This window comes from Dapis hubbardiae BLCC-M172 (genome assembly GCF_050016015.1).
Lineage (GTDB): Bacteria > Cyanobacteriota > Cyanobacteriia > Cyanobacteriales > Microcoleaceae > Trichodesmium.
The window spans coordinates 1-22,746 of record NZ_JBNHEQ010000085.1 but is presented as its reverse complement, the minus strand read 5'-3'; the positions used below and the strand labels follow the sequence as shown (position 1 = coordinate 22,746).

The following is a 22,746-nucleotide window of genomic DNA, read 5'->3' as shown; positions in this document are numbered from 1 at the left end:
AAAACCTGAGACAATCAAACTAACAAATTCATAATTGTTAACAACAAAACGGAGAAGATTATATGAAATTAGCCTACTGGATGTATGCAGGTCCCGCTCACATTGGCACATTGCGCGTTGCCAGTTCTTTCAAAAACGTTCATGCTATTATGCACGCTCCCCTTGGTGACGACTACTTCAATGTCATGCGCTCCATGTTAGAAAGAGAAAGAAATTATACACCTGTAACTGCCAGTGTAGTTGATCGTAATGTATTGGCACGGGGTTCCCAAGAAAAGGTAGTAGATAACATTGTTCGTAAAGACAAGGAAGAAACTCCAGATTTAATTGTTCTGACTCCCACCTGCACTTCCAGCATTTTGCAAGAAGACTTAGAAAATTTTGTGGAACGCGCTCAGATAGATGCAAAAGGTGATGTAATGTTGGCTGATGTTAACCATTATCGTGTCAATGAATTACAAGCAGCAGATCGGACTTTGGAGCAAATTGTTAAATATTATATTGAGAAGGCGAAAAAGAAAGGAGAACTTCCAGAAGGAAAAACTGAGAAACCTTCTGTAAATATCATCGGCGTTTCTACCCTTGGTTTCCACAACCAACATGACTGCACCGAATTAAAACGGTTGATGACAGACTTAGGTATTGAAGTTAACGAAGTCATTCCCGAAGGTGCGTCAGTTCACAATTTAAAAAATTTACCTCGTGCTTGGTTTAACCTTGTACCTTATCGGGAACTAGGGGTAATGGCAGCTCAATATTTAGAGTCAGAATTTGGCACCCCTTATATTGATATTACGCCAATGGGTGTGGTGGAAACTGCTCGTTGTATTCGGAAAATTCAGCAGGTGGTTAATGCTCAAGGTGCTAATGTTGACTATGAGGAATTTATTGATAATCAAACTTTGCACGTTTCTCAAGCAGCTTGGTTTTCTCGTTCCATTGACTGTCAAAATTTAACAGGTAAAAAAGTGGTGGTGTTTGGGGATAATACTCATGCTGCTGCTATGACAAAAATTTTGGCGCGGGAAATGGGTATTCATGTAGTTTGGGCGGGTACTTATTGTAAGTATGATGCTGACTGGTTTCGGCAAGAGGTGAGTGAATATTGTGATGAGGTTTTAATTAGTGAGGATAATGGAGAAATTGGGGATGCCATAGCTCGTGTGGAACCTGCTGCAATTTTTGGTACGCAAATGGAGCGTCACGTTGGTAAGCGGTTGAATATTCCTTGTGGTGTTATTGCTGCACCTATTCATATTCAGAATTTCCCTATTGGTTATAAACCGTTTATGGGTTATGAAGGAACTAATCAAATAGCAGATTTGGTTTATAATTCCTTTACTTTGGGAATGGAAGATCATCTCTTAGAAATATTTGGCGGACACGATACGAAAGAGGTTATTACTAAGGGTATTTCTGCTGATTCTGATTTGAATTGGACGAAAGAAGCAAAGGCAGAATTGAATAAAGTGCCTGGTTTTGTCCGGGGTAAGGTGAAGCGAAATACAGAAAAGTTTGCGAGAGAACGTGGTATTGGTGAGATTTCTTTGGAAGTTATGTATGCTGCAAAAGAAGCTGTTGGTGCTTAGTTGAAGTCAGAAGTTAGAAGTCAGAAGTCAGAAGTTAAATTTTGGCGATGACTAAGTTTGAGAATTTTCTAATAATAATGGCGACTGCTATAATTTTTGTTAGTTTTAGGGTGGGTTTTCCCCACCTTTTTTTATGGGAATTTTTGATAATAATTTTATATCATGGAATTTGGTTTGACGTAATACAGTCTGATTTCTAGAGAAACTAAAATTTTTTAATATAGATAAGATTATGATCGCTCAACTGCAAGATATTATCCCTGCACTAACTGGCTTTTTTTTAGGATTAATAGTTTTAGTGTATTTTGTGTTTAAGAAAAATTTGTTAGGTATGGTAATTTCTAGTATCTCTTGTATATTATTAATGTTTATTTTTAAAATCATATCAGTAAATCTTGATAAGCTAAACAGCTTTTTTGAAACATATAAGAATATATTAAATTTTCCATTTGAAATCATATCAATAAATTTTGATGAAATAAATAGCTTTTTTGAAGCAATTAAGAATATATTAAATTCTCAATTAGGAACTGTTTTAGTAACGACAGCAAGTATATTTCTAGGTAATACTTTGATTAGGTATTTCACTGATAGAAAAGAAAAAAGGGAATTTGCCATACTATTTATGAGTGCTATAGGGTCCCATATCAATGTTTTTTCCAAAATTAATTTGAGCATTGTAGGAATAAAAAACCGCATATTCATAGAGGGTAGAGAATATATTGAAATTTATACAGAAGGTAGAGAATATATTGAAATTTCTAAATCAAATTTAATTGAGGATAAACGCTATGATATTGCTTTTAACAAAATAGGTATCTTCAATGAAAGTGAAATTGATTTAGTATCATTTTACAATATACATCTAAAAGAATCTCTATTTTTGATAAATATTTTCTGTAATGTGACAAAAATAGAATATCCCAACTTAACGCAGTCTTTTACTAATATTCAAATAGTTATACCTATTACAAAAATTTTAGGATACTTATGTATCTATCACTTATCTTTAAAGTATTCACAACAATCTTCTGCTGAATATAGAGAAGATTTATTAAAAGAATGTAATGGCATATTAATAACGCTTTTCAATTCTGATTTATTTCCTAAATATGAATTTGATGGTATTATATTTCCTAATTTAAAAATAACATTTAATATTTTACAGAGAATCACCTCTGATACTTTAATTGAGACATTAAATTACATAAGAGAAAGGTTCAGAAAAATTGACAAAGCTAAAGATACTTATAACCGAAAACCAATTTACCTATTTAGAATCTTGATTAACACATATATTAGTTTAACTGCAATACTAAAAAATCGCGATCGGCAAACTAGCATTAATATTATCTCAAGTCAAGAAACTTTTACAAACTTGACATGGCAAATACCTGATACTACTTTCGTTACTCATGCGAAAAAAATGTTAAAAAGCTATATCAAAGAAAAACTGAAGAAGAAGCTAGAAGAAATTCACGAAATAAAATACTTATTCTTAGGTAATAAGTTCCAACAAAATATCTTAGAGAAAGATATTGATGGATTAGAGGAACATTTAGATGAAGATATTGATAAATTCATTGGAGACTGCGAATGTGAATCATACATTATTTCACCTTGGGGAACAGATATTGATTCCCTGAAAATCAAATTTAGTCAGATTTGAAATATAATTGAAAAATCATGACAAGTATAAATAAAAAAAACATATATTTAAGAAGTTAACTTTATTTTAGTGAAAGGAATTAAAAAAGGAAAAATTATTGAGTTATTATTTGTGAATTTGTCAATTTACCAAACCTTTTAGATTCAAATAAGTAAGCATTAAGCTATTAACTGTTTATAGTCAAAAACAGGTAGCAAAGAGTGAAAATAGACAGCATTTTCTCTGAACTATTTATCACATTTATAGAGGTTTTTTTTGAATTAATTGGTGTTGACAAAGCAGAAGCTAAGAATTATCAGTTTACTTCCCGTGAAGTCAAACAATTAGCATTTCGTATGGATGGATTATTTATTAATGGATAATGGATAATGGATAATTACCTATGGTTCAGCTAGAGGTGCTGATAACTAATAACTGGTAACTAATAACTGGTAACTAATAACTGGTAACTAATGACTGATAACTGATAACTGATAACTGATAACTGAATAGACCTACTCATCCTTGGAGGGTAGTAGTTATCTATCCAACTCGTAGTATTGAGAGAGAAGAAGCTCATAAATTTGGAGATATTTTGACTTTAGAAAGAATCGAACGAATTTATTTAGATGAGTTAGAATCAGATTCATTAGGAGTAGGAATTGTTAAACTGGTTCTACTACCAGAAGAAACCGCAGTCGATCTGGCTAAGTCGTTAGTTGAAAAATCTAAAGTTCAATTAACAGATGCAGTCAAACAAAAGAATATTATCGAATTATTAGAGACGATAATAGTTTATAAATTACCAGAAAAAAGTCGGGAGGAAATTGCAGCAATGTTTAGTTTAGGTGATTTGAAACAAACCAGATTTTATCGAGATGCTTTTGCTGATGGTGAACAACAAACCAAAGAAGAAGCAGTTACTAGAATGCTCAAATTAGGATTGACTTTAGAGGTAATTGCTGAGTCTTTAGATTTACCTTTGTCTGTTGTTCAAACAATAGCTAATTCGGCTAACAATAATTAGATAACTGATGACTAAGTTTAATAATTAGTAGTAATAGCGACTGCTATAATTGTTGTTAATTTGAGGCTGGGTTTTCCCACCTTTTTTTATAGGAATTTTTGATAATAATTTTATATTATGGAATTTAGTTTGACGTAATACAGTACGATTAAAGAAAATATCTTAGAGAAAGATATTGATGGATTAGATGAAAATTTAGATGAAGATATTGATAAATTCATTACATAAAACTGCGAATATGAATCATACATTATTTCACCTTGGGGAACAGATATTGATTCCCTGAAAATGAAATTTAGTCAGATTTGAAATAGATTGAGAAATCATGGAAAGTATCAAAATAAAAACACATACTAGACATAATATTAAACGGACTTGATATAACAAAAATTAATAATTATAATAACAATTGAATTAAATAAACCTGACCCCATCCTTGCTCTCACAAAAGAAAACCACCAAACAAGATATAAATCTTATCTGGTGGCTGCACAATAAGGAGTAACTATGGAAAGGAAACCTTTAGTCTAATTTCTTAGCGTCTATTGTAATCGGTAACTTTTCTGGTTGGTCTTTAGGAATAGATAATTCCCAACCATTTGTTAAAGTTAAAATTTTATTATCTCCCTCAATTTTTTGTGAGACAACTTCTTCTTCTAAATCTTTTTTAGCAACATAAACTTCTAAGTTTCCTGCTGGATTATTCCGTAACATTACTTTCATTAATAATTTTCCTCCACAATTTCAATTTCATTTTTACGACAACCGATAATCATTCCTTTTTTGATGAAATGCACGGAATAAATATAAAATTTTTGTAAGAAGGTACCGATGCCGCAGATGTAACCGACTTCTCCTCCCTCTAAAAGAACATCACCTCGATTTTTTCCAGGGAAAGTACCATCATTACGAATGATTTTGCAAACCCTGACTTTTTGTTCGAGTTCAAATGCAGGGGGTCCGTCTAATTCGATAAGTTCATCTACTTTCATTTAGTTGCCTCGCTAATACTGGATAAGTTTAGTATTTTTTCTACAGTTAAATTATGTTTAATTTAGACAGATATTATCTGTATTACTGGAGAAATAGTCGTAATTTTTTTTACTTCTGAAAGTCATGCTCTACTTTTTAAAGTATTACATATTTATATTTTCAAAAAAGTAGCGATTATAGCTGAGTAAAGAAGTCGTAGTTATTTGTAAATCAATCAAATATTCATGGTGTGTATATCATAAAACTGGACTTATAACGATTGTTAAAACTACACTTAATCAATAGGATAAATCTCAAAGAAATAGAAATTATGAATTATTTTAACTATATTTATAAGTTGTAGATGCTTTCCCTAGCAAATCAATAAATACCAATCAATGAATATAATGAATAAGAGTCATATATTTTTATTTCTTGATTAAACTACTTAAACCAAAATTTAAGTATTTGCCTCTATTAAACACTACATTACTAATCAGGTAACTTTTATTTAGATAAATTTTATAATTTATCTTTTAACTAATTGAGTTGGTCGTAGCATAGACTATTGTTATTGTAAGACTCTAGCCAATCAAAAATTTGCTGTAGTTGGTGTAGAGAAATCATACCAAACTTCCAGAGAATCATTGGTAGAGGACCACAAGAAGCTTCGCTATGTTTCCGTGCTACAGAAATTGCTGCTGCGGAAAGGGCTAATTCTTCCTGCAAAAAATGAATAAATAGAGTAGTTTTGCGATCGCCTTCCATAATTATTATCCTTAAAAAAATTAAACTACAGGTATTAAAATACAGGTAATAGATCTGGAAATTCATCAACTAACAATTAATAATTACCTCTCCCTCAAAGAGAAAGGATTGAATATCAAAGAAAAAAAATTCTTTTTTCCTCATTCAAAGGGGAGGCTTTAAACTTGAATTATTTAATTATTAATTATTAATTATTAATTATTCCGTATCTATTACCAATAAGTATTGTTCATTAAAATTAATGGTTGTATTTAGGAACTTCCATTTTCCAGCATTTGTCTAACCAGTCTACTAACTCTGTCCGAGGAGCAATAAATTGCTTAACAGTGCTTTGGAGCAGAATAGCATCGGTACAACTCTTGACTTCTACTAATAACTCACCATTGTCAGTACACCAACTCTTAATCATTAGCTCTTTTAAGCGATGGTGAACAAACCAACGGTCTATTTGAGAAAGATTCACAATTTTAGTCAAATCTTCGGGATGAGGGTGAGAATTATGATTACTAAACATTGTTGCTTTTCCTTGTATCGCTCATAAGAGTTTGCAATTGTTGTTCTAGTTGCTCAATTCTGTCAACTAAAGCACGAGTTACGGCAGCTTCGGTATCTGGTAATTTTCCATGTTCGAGAACTCCAGTCCTTTCACCAGATTTCGATACGACTCTACCAGGTATACCGACAACGGTGCAGTCAGAAGGGACATGACGCAATACAATTGAACCAGCACCGATGCGAACATTATCACCAATATTGATATTCCCTAGTACCTTTGCACCAGCTCCAACTACAACATTTTTGCCAATAGTGGGATGGCGTTTACCAATTTCTTTTCCTGTTCCACCAAGAGTGACACCCTGATAAATTAATGAGTAGTCTCCAATAATTGCTGTTTCACCAATAACTACTCCCATACCATGATCGATAAATACTCCTTGTCCAATTTCTGCCCCTGGGTGAATTTCTATTCCTGTGAAAAAGCGGCCAAAATGGGAAATTAAACGTGGAATTAAAGGCACTCTCTGACGGTACAATTTATGAGCAAGACGGTGTAGTAATAAAGCGTGCAAGCCAGGGTAGCAAAATAAGACTTCCATCCAGTTGCGTGCTGCTGGGTCTCGCTCGAAAATTACTTGAAAATCTGTTAATATTGTATTTAGTTCAGGAAAGGTAAAATATTTATACCAAAACCTATGACGACGAGATGAAGAAAGCTCTCTATTGGATTCTAATATCAGATTTTCTTGAGAAGTTTCAGTATCAGCCTTTGGTTTGACTTGAGACCTCAAGTTACCTTGGCCTTTTCTCAAGGTAGAATTGTTAGTTGTGTTAGGTAAGGTGCAGGAATTGGCAATCATTTCAGTTATCAGTTATCAGTTATCAGTACCTCCAGTAATAGGGAGGTTTGAGACCTTATTTCTTGGTCATGGGTCAAAATAAAGGCTTCTGTCTTTGAAAAAGACGTTTGCTTTTCAATGTTTATATCAAGTGCCTTGCAAACTACTGATAAATATTTGTTGCTCAGTGTTTATTAGATTTATTATGTTTGTACTCAAAATATTGAAGCTATGACCAGATCCTTATTAGAGATATGTTTAAAATATCTTTTGGGCTATAGGTACTAGTATTTTTTGTAGCGTGTACGAGTATTTACTGAACAATGTACTAGCATTTTTGTACTCAAGCCTAATACTTGTATTTCAGCAGGTTTGAGGTTTTTAAGTAGGGTTTTGTCTGAAATTTAAATTTGTACTCAACTTTAAGTTTAACTCATAACTATACGGAAAATATTAAAAAAAACGTTAAAAATTATCTACTTAATTCTGAAAAAACTGCTAAGTTAATTACAGAAGCCGAAAACTTACACTTAAATTTTTCTTAGGGACTAGGGAGTAGGGGTAAATATTATATATAATTCATATCTATTCTATTTTTCTGAAATAATCTCTTATTAGGAATAATTATCAAATTTTAAAGAAAAGTTAAAAACAAATCTACCCTACTTGCCAAAAACTGATACATTGTATACAGTAATAAAAGATTGACTTAAATAGTGGGGTGTATAAGTACAGGACTTTAGACAAAGGGGAGACGGGGAGTTGGGAGATTGGAGTTCTGCAAATAGATTTAGATTGTTAATTGAGATTATTCTGAAATAGACCTCTCTGGAAAAGAGGGAGTAGGAATTAGGGAGTAGGGAGTAGGCAGACCAACCCCTAAACCCTCCCAGAAAGAGAATAATTGATGATTTATACGCGATAATTGACTGGATTTTTGATTTTTGAGTACAGGACTTTAGAGAAAGGGGAAGCGGAGAGTTGGGAGATTGGAGTTCTACAAATAGGTTGTTAATTGAAATTATTCTCAAATGTAGTTGGTGCTAATTTTCTGAAATAATCCGAGTTAACCTAGTTACTTATTAGGAATAATTCGCAAAATATAAAGAAAAGTTAAGATAAACCTTACCTACTTGCCAAAAACTGATACATTGTATACAGTAATAAAGGATTAACTTAAATAGGGGGTATATGAGTACAGGAGGATAGAGAAAAAATAAGGGTGAAAAAAATAGCGAAATAAGTAATATATATAGCTTCTAGCATGAGTACATAGGAGCCTGCACCATCACACCGTAAATACTCGTACCCAACTTAAAAAATACCAGTACCTGTACCCCAAGAAAAAATTTTAGATATCCTGATCTAATTGAAATTATTAAATCAGAGAAATCTGAGTACAAAATTAATTATCATAATAAATACTAATCGCGGTTTTTGAATGTAGCAGTCTAAAACCCACTGATATAAAAACTATAACGCCGGACACCAATCCACTGATATAACACCGCCAATGTTCAAGTCATGGAGAAAAGAGTGTATCGACGCGAGTAATCCGTCACCCCACGGCGACAGCTAGTAGAATAAGAGTGGAAACTTAGATGTTACAGCCAACAGAAGTATCTTCCCAACCAACAGTAAACAGCTTCGCAAATACGACAGCAACTCCAGAAAAAAAATCTGGTGGATGTGCGTCAAAGGGTTGCGGAAGCACCAAAACAGAGGAACTTGCCCCTAATATTCAAGAGCGCGTTGCTAACCATCCTTGCTATAGTCAAGAAGCGCATCATCACTATGCTAGGATGCACGCTCCAGTTGCACCAGCTTGCAACATTCAATGTAACTATTGTAACCGGAAATACGACTGCGCTAATGAAAGTCGTCCCGGTGTAGTTAGTGAATTGCTAACTCCAGAAGAAGCAGCTCACAAAGCTCTAGTAATTGCTGGAAAAATTCCTCAAATGACCGTTATGGGTATTGCTGGTCCTGGAGACCCATTAGCGAACCCAGAAAAAACATTCCGCACTTTTGAACTTGTAGCTGAGAAAGCTCCAGATATTAAGCTTTGCTTGTCAACCAATGGTCTAGCTTTACCTGAGTATGTAGATCGGATTAAAGCATTAAATATTGACCATGTTACTCTAACAATTAATATGGTTGACCCTGAAATTGGGGTAAAGATTTATCCTTGGGTTCATTACAAGCGGAAGCGCTACAGAGGAATTGAAGGAGTCAAAATTCTGCACCAAAGACAAATGGAATCTTTGGACTTGCTCCAAAAAGCTGATATTCTCTGCAAAGTTAACTCAGTGATGATTCCTGGCATTAATGACCAACACCTAGAAGAAGTAAATAGGGTCGTTCGTTCTAAGGGTGCATTTATCCATAATATTATGCCTCTAATTTCTTCACCAGAACACGGTACTTACTTCGGTTTAAATGGTCAGCGCGGTCCAACTACTGAAGAATTAAAAACATTACAAGATAAGTGTGATGTTGGTGGTATGAAAATGATGCGCCACTGTCGTCAATGCCGTGCAGATGCAGTTGGTCTCTTAGGTGAAGACCGTAGTAAGGAATTCACAAAAGAAGCCATTATGGAGATGACTCCAGAATATGACTTGGAGAAGCGCAAAGAAGTTCATGCTGGCATTGAAGGTTTCCGCAATAAACTAGCAAAAGCTAAGACTGAAACTCAGGTCACTGAAACAGTTGCTCAAGCTGGTCCGCCAATACTACTAGCAGTAGCAAGCAAGGGTAACGGATTAGTTAATCAACACTTTGGTCATGCTAAAGAGTTCATGATCTATGAAGTAGATGGTGTCAAAGCCAGATTTATTGCTCACCGCAAAGTTGACCACTATTGTTTAGGTGGTTATAGTGAAGAAGGAAGTTTGGAGAATATCATCAAGGCAATTTCTGATTGCAAAGCTGTCCTAGTTTCTAAAATTGGTGAGGGTCCAAAAGGAAAGTTACTCGACGCAGGAGTAGACGTAGTAGAGAGCTATGATGTAATTGAAACAGTTGCTTTAGATTTTTACAAGCAATTCATAAAGCTAATAGAACCTGCATAGGTAATGAGTTGTACCATCATTAGCAAATGTGTTTCCTGCTATCATTATGTTTCCCAATGCCTCACTGGTGCTATTAGCTGCAAAGAAGTAGGCTATGCAATTAAGTAAATATTTGCCTGTCAAGCAATAGCATCAGCAGCAGCTAATTATTGGGATGCCTGGTTTGTTACTTATAACAAGTTGGTTTCTAAAATAAATGAAGCCAAGCAAGGAAATTACTGGCTAAAGTGGTTTGAACTCTACTCGAAGTAATATATAGCTAGTACAGCTAGCTGGAAGTTAAAAAACAACAGTCAAAAGTCACAAGCTTTCAACATCAGGCTTCTGACTGTTCCTCTTCTTCTCTACAACCATCACCTCAATTTTTTAGTCAGCTATGGAACAAACCATTTATCTTGATAATAATGCTACCACCAAAGTAGATGAGGCAGTGCTAGAGGATATGCTGCCTTACCTGACTGAGTTTTATGGTAATCCCTCTAGTATGCACACTTTCGGCGGACAAGTTGGTAAAGCTGTCAGAAAGGCGCGATCGCAAGTAGCAGCTTTACTCAACGCCGAAGATACAGAAATTATTTTTACCAGTTCTGGTACTGAGGGTGATAATGCTGCTATTCGAGCTGCTCTGACTGCTCAACCTAATAAACGGCACATTATTACTACTCAAGTAGAACACCCGGCAGTTTTGAATCTGTGTAAACATTTGGAGAAGCAGGGGTATACAGTTACTTATCTGTCAGTAGATAGTCAGGGAATGATAGATTTAACTGAACTGGAAGCTGCTATTACAGGTAATACTGCCCTAGTTTCGGTTATGTACGCCAATAATGAAACAGGCGTGATTTTCCCCATAGAGCAAATTGGGCAAATAGCTAAGGAATATGGTGCGCTGTTCCATGTTGATGCGGTGCAAGCGGTAGGAAAAGTGCCTTTAGATATGAAGAATAGCACTATAGATATGCTAGCTCTATCTGGTCATAAGTTGCATGCTCCTAAAGGTATTGCTGCTTTGTATGTGCGCCGTGGTACTCGCTTCCGTCCGTTATTAATTGGGGGACATCAGGAACGGGGACGCCGTGCTGGGACAGAAAATGTCCCTGGTCTGATTGCTCTGGGTAAAGCTTGTGAATTGGCACAAGAGCATTTGGCGCATATCGACAAGGAACGGGAACTGCGCGATTATTTGGAAAACGGTATTCTGGCTGCTATTCCTGATTGTGTTGTTAATGGTCATCCTATTCAGAGGTTGCCTAATACTACTAATATTGGCTTCAAGTATATTGAGGGAGAAGCGATATTGTTGCATTTGAACCATTATGGTATCTGTGCTTCTTCTGGTTCTGCTTGTACTTCTGGATCTCTGGAACCTTCCCACGTTTTGCGGGCAATGGGGCTGCCGTATACAGTTTTACATGGCTCGATTCGTTTTTCTCTATCACGTTATACAACTCGTCGAGAAGTAGAGGAAGTTTTGGCAGTGATGCCGACCATAGCAGAACGTTTGCGTGCTTTATCTCCTTTTAAGAATGACCAAGCTGAGTGGCTGCAAGAGCGTCAGCAGGCAACTGCGTCATCCTCAAATTTATAATACTTTAAGGATTGCTACATCTTTGTTTACGCTAAATTTTGTAGCGAAAGTAACAGAAAAGCGAAGTTGATTAAGCAACAATAATTGTAGAGATTAAAGAGGGGTATACATCACGCTATAAACTCACAAAATTGTAGCAAAGTCAACAAAAAAAATGTTTCCTAACCTGGAAGATAAAAATATAACTTCTAGGAGTAGTAAATAATTTTTACGCCAATTACTTGAAGTTATGAAATTTGAAAAAAAAGGTAAAAAGGGGTTGCTTGATTTGAAAAAATGTGCAATACTAATAATATCAAGTTTAACCCACCTCTTCAAATTAATAAGTTATTGCTCTACTAACTGGGTATTAACCTTCAAGAAAAAAACAGGATTTTTCATCAGTAAAAACTAGGGTGTTCTAAACAATAAGGACTATGTGGGAATATACTGAAAAGGTAATGGACTTGTTCTACAACCCCCAAAATCAAGGAACTATTACAGACGAAAAAGAGGGGGAAAAAGTAGTTAGCGGTGAGGTAGGAAGTATAGCGTGTGGAGATGCTTTAAGTCTACACCTCAAAATAAATGAAGCCTCCGGTAAAATATTAGATGCTAAGTTTCAAACCTTTGGTTGTGCTAGTGCAATAGCTTCATCTTCTGCCCTAACGGCAATGCTCAAAGGCAAAACTGTAGACGAAGCCATGAATATTAAAAACCAGGATATCGCCGGATACCTGGGAGGGCTGCCAGAAGAAAAAATGCACTGTTCAGTCATGGGAGAGGAAGCATTAGAAGCAGCAATCTTTAAGTATAAAGGTATTGAAGTAGAAGTTCACGAAGAAGACCACGAAGGCGCATTAGTTTGTAGTTGTTTTGCAATTACGGAAAACAAGATTAAGCGAGTTATCCGGGAAAACAATCTCAAAACAGCGGAAGAAGTAACAAACTATGTGAAGGCTGGTGGTGGTTGTGGTTCTTGTCTGGCAGATATTGACGATCTAATCGCATCGGTTTACGAAGAGCCAGAAGCTACTACACAACACATCCCTACAACTACTAAACCAGCAACAAAACTCACAAACCTACAAAAAATTACATTAATTCAACAAGTATTAGAACAAGAAGTGAGACCAGTTCTCGCGGAAGATGGAGGAGATGTTGAGTTATTCGATATAGATGGCGATCGCGTGCTAGTAACACTTAAAGGTGCCTGTGGTACTTGTAGTAGTGCAATGGCGACCCTCAAAGGAGCGATCGAAGCTACATTGAAAGAACGAGTAAGCGAAAGCATTGTAGTAGAATCGGTATAAAACCTAAATTTATGCTAACTACAGCAACAAACGACAAATAACAACAGGTGCATTGATGACAATTATATATACGCAGGTAATACCTGCTCAAGCTTTAGGGCGAGCGCCTCCGGGCACTCAATGTTGCTGCTAAATACACACTGTTCTTACATGAACAAAATTTATTGAATGTGGTGCTGTAAAGCCAAAAGCCCTAGACAAAAGCAGCTATTAAAAACAAACTCTAAGGAAACCCTTACAGCAACAAAAAAAACTACATTCATTTATTTTTCAAGTCAAATACACTAACAAAACGGAGAAAATCTATCATGCGTCAGATTGCATTTTACGGAAAAGGCGGTATCGGTAAGTCCACTACTTCTCAGAACACTCTAGCTGCAATGGCTAACCGTCACGGTCAGAGAATCATGATCGTAGGTTGTGACCCTAAAGCTGACTCTACTCGTTTAATCTTAAACGCTAAAGCTCAAACTACTGTACTTCACGTTGCTGCAGAGCGCGGTGCAGTTGAAGACGTAGAACTAGACGAAGTATTGAAAGATGGTTTCGCTGGCATCCGTTGCGTTGAGTCTGGTGGTCCTGAGCCTGGTGTAGGTTGTGCAGGTCGTGGTATTATCACTGCTATCAACTTCCTAGAAGAAGAAGGTGCTTATACCGATCTAGATTTCGTAAGCTATGACGTACTAGGTGACGTTGTTTGCGGTGGATTTGCAATGCCTATCCGTGAAAACAAAGCTCAAGAAATCTACATCGTATGTTCCGGTGAAATGATGGCAATGTACGCTGCTAACAACATCGCTCGTGGTGTTCTTAAGTATGCTCATGCTGGTGGTGTACGTTTAGGTGGTTTAATCTGCAACAGCCGTAAAGTTGACCGTGAAGTTGAGTTAATTGAGAACTTAGCAGCTCGTCTAAACACTCAAATGATTCACTTTGTACCTCGCGACAACGTTGTTCAACGCGCTGAAATCCGTCGTATGACTGTTGAGCAATACTCTCCAGAAGATAATCAAGCTCAAGAGTACAATACATTAGCTGAGAAGATCATCAACAACGACAAGCTAACTATTCCTACTCCTCTAGAAATGGATGAATTAGAAGAGTTGTTAATTGAGTTCGGTCTATTAGGAGACGAAGAAGATCGTCAGAAGCAAATTGCAGAACAAGATGCTGCTTTAAAAGCTGCTAAGTAAGCTTAAATCTCACATCAAATAGTGGGGTGTGCTAGGCGCACCCTACATCAAAACACAAGTCAAGTATTGAGTAAGTTTTGAGCAATTAATCCCCGTTATTACTGGCAGGTCTAACGGGGTCTAATTTCAGAATCTTCAAATATCCGAAAGGAGATATGTAACATGACAACTGAAAAAATCGAACAGAACAAAAAGTTAATTGAAGAGGTCTTAGAAGCTTATCCTGAGAAAGCTGCTAAGAGACGGAAAAAGCACCTCAACGTAATCGACGAAAAAGGATCTGACTGTGGCGTTAAGTCTAATGTTAAATCAGTTCCTGGTGTAATGACAACTCGTGGTTGTGCATTTGCTGGAGCAAAAGGTGTGGTTTGGGGTCCTGTTAAGGACATGGTTCACATCAGTCACGGTCCAGTTGGTTGCGGTTACTACTCCTGGGCAGGTCGTCGTAACTACTACAACGGTGTAACTGGTGTTGATACTTTCGGTACAATGCAATTTACTTCCGATTTCCAAGAAAGAGACATCGTTTTTGGTGGAGATAAGAAACTCGCCAAAATCATGAATGAAATCGAAGATTTATTCCCTCTCAATGCTGGTATCACAATTGAATCTGAGTGCCCAGTAGGTCTAATTGGTGATGACATTGAAGCAGTAGCAAGAAAAGCTGCTAAAGAACTGAATAAGCCAGTTGTTCCAGTACGTTGTGAAGGCTTCCGTGGAGTTTCTCAGTCATTAGGTCACCACATCGCTAACGACACAGTGCGTGACTGGGTATATGAGCCTTCCGCAGAAATAACCAACGAAGAGATCGGCTTTGAAACAACTCCTTATGACGTATCCTTAATCGCTGACTACAACATCGGTGGTGACGGTTGGAGTTCTCGTCTATTATTAGATGAAATTGGTTTAAGAGTTGTTAGCCAAGCAACAGGTGACGGTACTTACAACGAAGTATTCATGGCTCCTAGGGTGAATTTAAACCTCATCCACTGCTACCGTTCCATGAACTACATCTGCCGTTACATGGAAGAAGAGTATGGTATACCTTGGACAGAATTCAACTTCTTTGGTCCTACTCAAATCGCTAAGTCTCTACGGAAGATTGCTTCTTACTTCGACGATACAATCAAAGAAAACACAGAAAAAGTAATTGCTCGGTATCAGGAACAAGCTGATGCAATAGTAGCTAAGTATCGTCCTCGTTTAGAAGGCAAGAAAGTAATGATGATGGTTGGTGGTTTACGTCCACGTCACGTTATTCCTGCTTTCGACGACTTAGGAATGGAAGTTATCGGTACTGGTTATGAATTCGGTCACGGTGATGACTACAAGCGTACTGCTGAGTATGCTCAAGAAGGTACTCTAATCTACGATGACGTTAGTGGCTACGAATTTGAAGAATTTGCTAAGAAATTAAAGCCAGACTTAATTGCTTCTGGTATTAAAGAGAAGTATGTATTCCAGAAGATGGGTATGCCTTTCCGTCAAATGCACTCCTGGGATTATTCTGGTCCTTATCACGGTTATGACGGATTCGCTATCTTCGCTCGTGACATGGATCTAGCTCTAAATAGCCCAACTTGGAACTTAATCAAAGCTCCTTGGAAGAAAGCTAGCTAGTAGAAGTCATAAATTTGAAGTCAGAAGTCAGAAGTATTGATTTTGGCTTTGGCTTTTAGAAAATGGGGTAATGCCATCTCTACGGCAACCCCAATATACAAACAAAGATTTGACTAGGAATTGGGAGTTAGAAGTTATAGTTGAGATTCTTCTTACTTCTTCCTTCTTCCCTCTTCCTTCCGAACAATACCATAGAGGAATAAACACCATGAGTCAGAATGTAGACAAAATCAAAGACCATTTTCAACTCTTCCAAGAACCAGAATACCAAGAAATGTTCGAGCGGAAGAGAGAATTTGAAGGCGGTCCTTCCAAAGAAGAAATTGAAAGAGTTCGTGAGTGGACAAAAACTTGGGAATATCGTGAAAAGAACTTTGCTCGTGAAGCTCTAACTATCAACCCTGCTAAAGCTTGTCAGCCTTTAGGTGCTATCTTCGCAGCTGCAGGTTTTGAAGGAACTCTACCTTTTGTACATGGTTCTCAAGGTTGTGTTGCTTACTTCCGTTCTCACTTAACTCGTAACTACAAAGAGCCATTCCAAGCTGTTTCCTCTTCCATGACTGAAGATGCTGCGGTATTCGGTGGTCTCAAGAACATGGTTGATGGTTTGAAAAACTCTTATAGTTTGTACAAGCCTAAAATGATTGCTCTCTGCACAACTTGTATGGCAGAAGTAATTGGAGATGACTTAGGTTCATTCATCACTACTTCTAAGAACGAAGGTGCTGTTCCTCAAGATTTCCCAGTTCCTTATGCTCATACTCCTAGCTTTGTTGGTTCTCACATCACAGGCTATGACAATATGCTCAAAGGCATCTTGGTAGCTCTTACTGAAGGTAAGAAGAAAGGAGTTACTAACGGTAAAGTCAACTTCATCCCTGGTTTTGACCCTTACATTGGCAACATCCGTGATTTGAAGGACATTTTATCTGTAATGGATGTTCCTAGCACTATTTTAGCTGACAACGCTGAGAGCTTTGATTCTCCTAACTTAGGCGAATTCAAGATGTACAATGGTGGTACAACTCTAGAAGAAGGTGCTGATTCCATCAATGCTAAGGCTACTATCTCCTTCCAGAAGTATTCCACTCCTAAGACTCTAGAGTACCTAGAGCAAGAAGGTGGTCAAACAACACTGACTTATCGTCCTATCGGTATCCGTGGTACTGATGAGTTCTTAATGGGTTTGTCTGAATTAACTGGTAAGGCTATTCCTGAAGAGCTAGAAATTGAGCGTGGTCGTGCAGTTGACGCTATCACTGACTCTCAAGCTTGGTTACACGGTAAGCGCATTGCTATCTACGGCGATCCTGACCATGTATTAGGTTTGTTGAACTTCACTCTAGAATTAGGTATGCAGCCTGTTCACGTTGTTGTAACTAATGGTAATGTTCAAGGCTTTGAAGAAGAAGCTAAGGCATTATTAGCTGCTGATCCTAATGGTCAAGATGCTACAGTTTGGATCGGTAAGGACTTATGGCACTTACGTTCATTGTTGGATACTGAGCCAGTTGACTTGTTAATTGGTAACTCCTATGGTAAGTTCCTACAACGTGATACTGGAACTCCATTAGTACGCATCGGCTATCCTATCTTCGACCGTCACCACCAGCACCGTTATTCTATCTTAGGATACAAGGGAGCATTCAATCTACTCAACTGGATCGTTAATACTATCCTAGATGAGTTAGACCGTGGTAGCATGGAGCTAGGTGTTAACGATACATCTTTTGACTTGATTCGTTAATTCATAAACCATCTAATTTTTGTAGGGGCAAACGGCTGTTTGCCCCTACAATTTGTTTTACAGAACTAAAGTAGGTTGGGTTAAGCGCCAGCGCAACCCAACAATAAACTCGACACTTACGAACATTATCTTTATCAGGACTTACACAGGAGAACCCAGAAACCCGGTTTCTGGTAGACGTCTATTACTCAAAACAACGATTTATCCTAGAAACCGGGTTTCGCGTGCGTAAGTCCTATTTATGTTGGGTTTCGTTCCTTGCTACGCAACGCTAGCGCGTTTCATGTCGCGTTAGCGAAACAACCCAAGCTACAAAATGGTAACTTCTATACAAAACTCATAATAAAAATTTGTTGGGTTTCGTTCCTCAACCCAACCTACAAAATGATAACTTCTATACAAAAATCATAACAAAAATTTGTCATCCTAAATAATAACAAAAATTTGTCATTCTAAGATTAGATTCTCTATGACTAAATTTGTGAGTCAGGAGTTGAAAGTGAGATAGAGGCAATAGGAGAAAAGGTTGAAAAATACTCCCCTACTACCCCACTCCTGACCAAAAAATCAGGTTTCAAGTCTCTGGCTGAAGCTAGAGGAACTGATAACTGATAACTGATAACTGATAACTGAAATGACCCCGCCCCATAGTAGTTAATAAAGAGACTTAATAACATGGCTATGATGACCCCAGGCAAAGTTGCCGAACTATTAAATGAGCCAGGTTGCGAACACAACCATCATAAAAAAGACGGACATAAAAAACAGAATGGCTGTAAGCAACAAGCAGCACCCGGAGCTGCTCAAGGAGGTTGCGCTTTTGACGGAGCTAGCATTGCCCTCGTACCCATCACAGATGCAGCTCACCTAGTTCACGGGCCTTTAGGTTGCTCTGGTAACTCCTGGGGAACTCGTGGTAGTTTGTCCTCTAACTCCCATCTCTACAAAATGGGTTTCACCACTGACATGGGTGAAAATGACATTATCATGGGCGGTGAGAAAAAATTATTGAAGGCGATCGCTGAATTAAAAAAACGCTACCAACCTCCAGCGATATTTGTCTACGCTACCTGCGTTACTGCTTTAATTGGAGATGACTTAGAAACAGTTTGTAAAGTCGCTAGCAAAAAATTAGAAGTTCCGGTAATTCCTGTTAACTCTCCTGGTTTCATCGGTAGTAAAAATCTCGGCAACCGGGTTAGTGCAGAAGCATTAGTAGACCATGTAGTAGGTACAGCAGAACCAGAATTTACTACACCTTACGATATTAACCTCATCGGCGAATACAATATCGCTGGTGAAATGTGGGCAATGTTACCCCTGTTTGAAAAACTCGGTATTCGGGTATTGTCAAAAATTACAGGAGATGCTACTTACGAAGAAGTTTGTTATGCTCACCGTGCAAAGCTCAACGTTATGATCTGCTCTAAAGCTATGATCAACATGGCACGGAAAATGGAGGAACAATATGGCATTCCTTACATTGAAGAATCATTTTATGGTGTTGCTGATATTAATAACTGCCTCAGAAATATAGCAGCTCAACTTGGTTATGATGACTTGAAAGAGCGGACAGAAAAGCTTATTGCTGAAGAAACAGCAATTCTCGAAGAAATATTAGAACCCTATCGCCAACGTCTCAAAGGTAAAAGAGTTGTACTCTACACTGGTGGGGTGAAAAGTTGGTCTATTATTTCCGCAGCTAAAGATTTAGGTATGGATGTGGTTGCTACTAGCACCAAGAAAAGTACGGAAGAGGATAAAGCAAAAATTAAAAAGCTGCTTGGTAAAGAAGGTATTTTACTAGAAAAAGGTAATGCCGAAATTCTCTTGAAAGTTATTGCCGACACCAAAGCTGATATGCTCATTGCAGGTGGCCGTAACCAATATACCGCACTGAAAGCCAGAATTCCGTTTTTACACATTAACCAAGAACGCCATCATCCCTACGCTGGATATCATGGGATGATCGAAATGGCAAAAGAATTAGATGAAGCTCTCCATAGTCCAGTTTGGGAACAGGTGAGACAACCTGCACCTTGGTTAGCAGAATGTCAGTTAGATGATGTCTTAGAGGTGGAAACTCTCCCCAGTCTGACTAATATTCCACCCGCAACAGTCAATATTCATAAAAACCCCTTATCCACAAATCCTCTGAAACTCAGTCAACCATTAGGTGCAGCTTTAGCATACTTAGGAATTAAGGGGATGATGCCACTGTTCCACGGAACTCAAGGTTGTACTGCTTTTGCTAAGGTATTATTGGTGAATCACTTCCAAGAAGCTATTCCCCTTTCTACTACTGCTATGAGTGAAGTGACAACTATTTTGGGAGGAGAGGATAACGTCGATAAAGCGCTGCTAGCTCAGGTTGAGAAGTCTAACCCAGAAGTTATTGGTTTGTTGACTACTGGTTTAACTGAAACCAGGGGCGATGACATGGAGCGTATTCTCAAGAAATTTAGAGAAGATAATCCAGAGTTAGATGAGTTGCCCATATTAAGTGTTTCTAGTCCAGATTATAAGGGTTCTGCTCAGGACGGTTTTGCTGCTACTGTTGAGAGTATAGTGGCTTATGATTATGGCGAACCTATTCCCACAGAAACTAAAAAGCCTTTTGTAACTATTTTAGCAGGTTCTTGTCTTGCTCCTGGAGATGTTCAGGAAGTTAAAGATATTGTTGAAAGTTTTGGCTTAACTCCCATAGTTGTACCAGATATATCTCTGTCTTTGGACGGACATTTAATTGATGATATTTATAGTGCTACCAGTCCAGGCGGTACCACAATAGAAGAGTTGCGTAATTTGAGTCGCTCAACTTTTACCTTAGTTATTGGAGAAAGTCTGCGGAATGCTGCTCAGATATTGCAAGAAAAATTTGGTACTCAATATCAAGTGTTCCCTCGGTTGACAGGTTTGGGTGCTGTAGATAGTTTCATGTTAAAATTGTCTCAGTTAGTTGTATCTCGCACCGATCCCCATCTAGACAAGGGTTGTGAAGTGCCTCAGAAATATCAACGCCAACGTCGTCAGTTACAGGATGCGATGTTGGATACCCACTTCTATTTTGGTCATAAGCAAATATCTATTGCTCTGGAGCCAGATTTACTTTGGGCAACAAGTTGGTTTTTGCGAGAAATGGGGGCAGATATTAAAGCGGCTGTAACAACTACGCGATCGCCGTTACTCGAAAAATTGCCCACAGAAAATGTGACTGTTGGAGACTTGGGAGACTTCGAGGAAGTAGCAGCAGGTTCAGATTTACTAATTACCAATTCTCATGGTAAGCTAATATCTGAGAAGTTAGGTATTGCTCTTTATAGAATGGGAATGCCAATACACGATCGCCTCGGTAATGGTCAACGTTGTTATGTTGGTTATCGTGGTACAATGAATTTATTATTTGATATTGGTAATATTTTCCTAGAGCAAGAAGAATCAAAAATTCACACTAATGATTATTCATTATTGTCAGTAAGTTAGACACAAGGAACAACAAGAAACCGGGTTTCTCAACTTGATGATTGCCATCACAAACTTTTATGGAAAAACCCGGTTTCTGCCTAAGTCAATTTTTCTGAAACAAGAAACCGAAGAAACCGGGTTTCTGAACCTGATGATTAGGCATCACCAAATTTCATCAAAAAACCTGGTTTCTGCCTCATAAGTCAACCCGGTTTCTACACCGCTTCAAAACAAGTTTGTTATCAAGGACTAATAGTTTTTTCCTATTAGTTTCTGGTACATAAAACAAGGAGGAAAAACAACAATGAAAGTTGCATTTGCAACCACTGATTTTGTGCATATAGATGGTCATTTTGGTTCTTCTAAACAAATGGCTTTATATGAAGTTGATGATAAAGGGTATGAAGCTCTAGAACCTTTAACTTTTGGAGGTAATCTAGAACAAGATGCTCCCAAACAAGATAAACTAGAAAAACTTCATGCCAAAGTTGAAGCTCTGCTCGACTGCACAATAGTTTATGTACTAGAAATTGGTGGCCCAGCAGCAGGTCGTTTAATCAACAAAAAAGTTACTCCAATGAAGTCAACTTCAGCAGAACAAACAATTACTGAAGTTCTTGATAGATTGGTAGAAACATTAAAAGGCAGTCCTCCTCCTTGGTTAAGGAAAGCTTTACAAAAAACTTCCGAATCTGACTTAGAAGCTGTACTTGAAGAGGTATAAAACTATGACAGTTCAAACAGAAACAACAACAACAACAACTGACATTTATTCTGCGCCTTTTATTAAGGAATTAATTAGAGCAGTTCAAGCTCAAGACTCCTATGGAGTATATAAGTCTTGGTCTCCTGAATTAATTGTCAAGCCTTATATTGTTAGTAAGCAAGAAAAGCGCCAGATTTCCACTGAAGAAGAAGTCAATCCGATGACTTTAGCTCGGATTAAATTATTCTACAATGCAATAGCGACTTGCATTGAATTAGAAACTAATCAAATCATGCAGGTAGTTATCAGTATTAACCATGAAGGATTTGGTTGGGCATTAGTATTTTGTGGTCGTCTTTTAGTGGTTTCTAGAACTTTACGGGATGCTCAAAGGTTTGGGTTTACTTCTCTAGAAAAATTAGAAGATGAAGGAGAAAAAATGGCTAAGGCTGGTATTGAGTTAGTGAACAAATATAAGGAAGTTTGTAAACTCTAACTTAATAGGATTTAGCTATTAGCTATCAGCTTCTAAATTTGTATAATGGAGAATTAAAACCTTCATCGTAAATTTTCGGGAAGTTGGAAACCAGCCAGTTTTAACGGCTGGATGAAAACGACCCGACGGGTTTTAACCCGTAGTCAAGACGTGTTATAATTTAGGAATTAAGACACGAAGACCTCTGAATCATGGTGAAAGCCCGATAGCTAATGGACGCTTCA

At 37.4% G+C, this 22,746-nt stretch carries 18 protein-coding genes; 13 read left to right on the top strand and 5 right to left on the bottom strand.

The features are described 5' to 3' along the window. Nucleotides 1-62 precede the first annotated feature (62 nt). The 4 genes from bchB to ACP6PK_RS08395 all read left to right on the top strand — a co-directional run bounded on the left by bchB (nt 63) and on the right by ACP6PK_RS08395 (nt 4,264). Complete coding sequence (bchB, locus tag ACP6PK_RS08410; RefSeq protein ID WP_426559222.1) at nt 63-1,589, top strand: ferredoxin:protochlorophyllide reductase (ATP-dependent) subunit B; 1,527 nt, start codon at nt 63-65, stop codon at nt 1,587-1,589. Nucleotides 1,590-1,821: 232 nt separating this feature from the next. Next, nucleotides 1,822-3,258, top strand: coding sequence for a hypothetical protein (locus ACP6PK_RS08405; protein ID WP_426559221.1), 1,437 nt, complete (start codon nt 1,822-1,824; stop codon nt 3,256-3,258). Between the two features lie 200 nt (nt 3,259-3,458). Continuing rightward, nucleotides 3,459-3,620 carry a DUF2887 domain-containing protein gene (locus ACP6PK_RS08400; RefSeq protein WP_426559220.1) on the top strand — a complete coding sequence of 54 codons (162 nt, stop codon included), beginning with the start codon at nt 3,459-3,461 and terminating at the stop codon, nt 3,618-3,620. 122 nt (nt 3,621-3,742) lie between these two features. Next, nucleotides 3,743-4,264, top strand: coding sequence for a DUF2887 domain-containing protein (locus ACP6PK_RS08395; RefSeq protein WP_426559245.1), 522 nt, complete (start codon nt 3,743-3,745; stop codon nt 4,262-4,264). A 522-nt stretch (nt 4,265-4,786) separates the two neighbouring features. Here ACP6PK_RS08395 and nifT read toward each other — a convergent pair. The 5 genes from nifT to cysE all read right to left on the bottom strand — a co-directional run bounded on the left by nifT (nt 4,787) and on the right by cysE (nt 7,155). Beyond that, nucleotides 4,787-4,987: a putative nitrogen fixation protein NifT gene (nifT, locus tag ACP6PK_RS08390; protein WP_426559219.1), complete on the bottom strand. Its 201-nt coding sequence runs from the start codon at nt 4,985-4,987 to the stop codon at nt 4,787-4,789. Next, nucleotides 4,987-5,256, bottom strand: a complete 270-nt coding sequence (locus ACP6PK_RS08385; RefSeq protein ID WP_426543461.1) for a nitrogen fixation protein NifZ — start codon at nt 5,254-5,256, stop codon at nt 4,987-4,989. Before ACP6PK_RS08385 ends, nifT begins: the two co-directional genes overlap by 1 nt. 520 nt (nt 5,257-5,776) lie before the next feature. After that, nucleotides 5,777-6,004 carry a DUF2949 domain-containing protein gene (locus ACP6PK_RS08380; RefSeq protein ID WP_426559218.1) on the bottom strand — a complete coding sequence of 76 codons (228 nt, stop codon included), beginning with the start codon at nt 6,002-6,004 and terminating at the stop codon, nt 5,777-5,779. A 238-nt stretch (nt 6,005-6,242) separates the two neighbouring features. Beyond that, a complete protein-coding gene (locus ACP6PK_RS08375) occupies nt 6,243-6,518 on the bottom strand; it encodes an Asr1405/Asl0597 family protein (protein WP_426559217.1) in 276 nt (91 codons plus the stop codon). Next, nucleotides 6,511-7,155 (bottom strand): serine O-acetyltransferase, encoded by a 645-nt coding sequence (gene cysE / locus ACP6PK_RS08370; protein ID WP_426559244.1) that lies wholly within the window; start codon nt 7,153-7,155, stop codon nt 6,511-6,513. Before cysE ends, ACP6PK_RS08375 begins: the two co-directional genes overlap by 8 nt. A 1,787-nt stretch (nt 7,156-8,942) precedes the next feature. On the opposite strand from cysE, the gene nifB reads away from it, so the two are divergent. The 9 genes from nifB (at nt 8,943) to ACP6PK_RS08325 (ending at nt 22,522) form a co-directional block, all read left to right on the top strand. Further along, nucleotides 8,943-10,415, top strand: coding sequence for a nitrogenase cofactor biosynthesis protein NifB (gene nifB, locus ACP6PK_RS08365; protein WP_426559216.1), 1,473 nt, complete (start codon nt 8,943-8,945; stop codon nt 10,413-10,415). A 376-nt stretch (nt 10,416-10,791) separates the two neighbouring features. Continuing rightward, complete coding sequence (gene nifS, locus ACP6PK_RS08360; RefSeq protein WP_426559215.1) at nt 10,792-12,003, top strand: cysteine desulfurase NifS; 1,212 nt, start codon at nt 10,792-10,794, stop codon at nt 12,001-12,003. Nucleotides 12,004-12,419: 416 nt separating this feature from the next. After that, nucleotides 12,420-13,295, top strand: a complete 876-nt coding sequence (nifU, locus tag ACP6PK_RS08355; protein WP_094674846.1) for a Fe-S cluster assembly protein NifU — start codon at nt 12,420-12,422, stop codon at nt 13,293-13,295. A 308-nt stretch (nt 13,296-13,603) separates the two neighbouring features. Then, nucleotides 13,604-14,488: a nitrogenase iron protein gene (gene nifH / locus ACP6PK_RS08350; protein ID WP_426559214.1), complete on the top strand. Its 885-nt coding sequence runs from the start codon at nt 13,604-13,606 to the stop codon at nt 14,486-14,488. 162 nt (nt 14,489-14,650) lie between these two features. Continuing rightward, entirely contained in the window at nt 14,651-16,108 is a 1,458-nt protein-coding gene (nifD, locus tag ACP6PK_RS08345; protein WP_426559213.1) for a nitrogenase molybdenum-iron protein alpha chain, read from the top strand. A 208-nt stretch (nt 16,109-16,316) separates the two neighbouring features. Beyond that, nucleotides 16,317-17,855 (top strand): nitrogenase molybdenum-iron protein subunit beta, encoded by a 1,539-nt coding sequence (gene nifK / locus ACP6PK_RS08340; RefSeq protein ID WP_426559212.1) that lies wholly within the window; start codon nt 16,317-16,319, stop codon nt 17,853-17,855. A 675-nt stretch (nt 17,856-18,530) separates the two neighbouring features. Continuing rightward, entirely contained in the window at nt 18,531-21,338 is a 2,808-nt protein-coding gene (locus tag ACP6PK_RS08335) for a bifunctional nitrogenase iron-molybdenum cofactor biosynthesis protein NifEN (RefSeq protein WP_426559211.1), read from the top strand. A gap of 286 nt (nt 21,339-21,624) precedes the next feature. Next, on the top strand, nt 21,625-22,044 hold the full coding sequence (gene nifX, locus ACP6PK_RS08330) for a nitrogen fixation protein NifX (protein WP_426559210.1): 420 nt from the start codon (nt 21,625-21,627) through the stop codon (nt 22,042-22,044). Nucleotides 22,045-22,048: 4 nt separating this feature from the next. After that, nucleotides 22,049-22,522: a NifX-associated nitrogen fixation protein gene (locus tag ACP6PK_RS08325; RefSeq protein ID WP_426559209.1), complete on the top strand. Its 474-nt coding sequence runs from the start codon at nt 22,049-22,051 to the stop codon at nt 22,520-22,522. The last annotated feature ends 224 nt before the right edge of the window (nt 22,523-22,746 follow it).

What these genes read in the sequence shown, in the direction of transcription:
- ACP6PK_RS08325 (WP_426559209.1), top strand. Translation starts at nt 22,049, where the DNA reads ATGACAGTTCAAACAGAAACAACAACAACAACAACTGACATTTATTCT.
- nifX (WP_426559210.1), top strand. Translation starts at nt 21,625, where the DNA reads ATGAAAGTTGCATTTGCAACCACTGATTTTGTGCATATAGATGGTCAT.
- nifB (WP_426559216.1), top strand. Translation starts at nt 8,943, where the DNA reads ATGTTACAGCCAACAGAAGTATCTTCCCAACCAACAGTAAACAGCTTC.
- ACP6PK_RS08335 (WP_426559211.1), top strand. Translation starts at nt 18,531, where the DNA reads ATGGCTATGATGACCCCAGGCAAAGTTGCCGAACTATTAAATGAGCCA.
- nifS (WP_426559215.1), top strand. Translation starts at nt 10,792, where the DNA reads ATGGAACAAACCATTTATCTTGATAATAATGCTACCACCAAAGTAGAT.
- bchB (WP_426559222.1), top strand. Translation starts at nt 63, where the DNA reads ATGAAATTAGCCTACTGGATGTATGCAGGTCCCGCTCACATTGGCACA.
- ACP6PK_RS08405 (WP_426559221.1), top strand. Translation starts at nt 1,822, where the DNA reads ATGATCGCTCAACTGCAAGATATTATCCCTGCACTAACTGGCTTTTTT.
- nifD (WP_426559213.1), top strand. Translation starts at nt 14,651, where the DNA reads ATGACAACTGAAAAAATCGAACAGAACAAAAAGTTAATTGAAGAGGTC.
- ACP6PK_RS08375 (WP_426559217.1), bottom strand. Translation starts at nt 6,518, where the DNA reads ATGTTTAGTAATCATAATTCTCACCCTCATCCCGAAGATTTGACTAAA.
- nifK (WP_426559212.1), top strand. Translation starts at nt 16,317, where the DNA reads ATGAGTCAGAATGTAGACAAAATCAAAGACCATTTTCAACTCTTCCAA.
- ACP6PK_RS08380 (WP_426559218.1), bottom strand. Translation starts at nt 6,004, where the DNA reads ATGGAAGGCGATCGCAAAACTACTCTATTTATTCATTTTTTGCAGGAA.
- nifT (WP_426559219.1), bottom strand. Translation starts at nt 4,987, where the DNA reads ATGAAAGTAATGTTACGGAATAATCCAGCAGGAAACTTAGAAGTTTAT.
- ACP6PK_RS08385 (WP_426543461.1), bottom strand. Translation starts at nt 5,256, where the DNA reads ATGAAAGTAGATGAACTTATCGAATTAGACGGACCCCCTGCATTTGAA.
- nifH (WP_426559214.1), top strand. Translation starts at nt 13,604, where the DNA reads ATGCGTCAGATTGCATTTTACGGAAAAGGCGGTATCGGTAAGTCCACT.
- nifU (WP_094674846.1), top strand. Translation starts at nt 12,420, where the DNA reads ATGTGGGAATATACTGAAAAGGTAATGGACTTGTTCTACAACCCCCAA.